The sequence below is a fragment of the Parendozoicomonas verongulae genome, from assembly GCF_009711465.1.
GTDB classification, from domain to species: Bacteria; Pseudomonadota; Gammaproteobacteria; order Pseudomonadales; family Endozoicomonadaceae; genus Sansalvadorimonas; species Sansalvadorimonas verongulae.
On the sequence record NZ_SMME01000103.1, the window covers coordinates 1 to 257 of the forward strand.

At 48.6% G+C, this 257-nt stretch carries 1 protein-coding gene; it reads left to right on the plus strand.

Features of this window, described 5'->3' with window-relative positions; genetic code table 11:
* On the plus strand, nucleotides 1-214 hold a 214-nt coding region (locus E1189_RS24160), incomplete at its 5' end, for a hypothetical protein (protein ID WP_230459787.1).
* Nucleotides 215-257: the final 43 nt, after the last annotated feature.

The window sequence follows — 257 nt, forward strand, 5'->3', positions numbered from 1 at the left end:
GGGTGTGCTTGTGCCTGGTGAGATGACTGGGTGTGGTGAAAGACTTGTCGCATCCATCCAAATCACAGACAAAGGGCTTTTCTCCTGTGTGGATACGTTGGTGCCTGATGAGATCACTGGACTGGCTAAAACGCTTGTTACACCCGTCCTGATTACAGACAAAAGGCTTGTTTCCTGTGTGTGTGCGTTTGTGTCTGCTGAGATTGCTGGATGAGGTAAACGCTTTATTGCACCCGTTAAAGTCACAGACAAAGGGT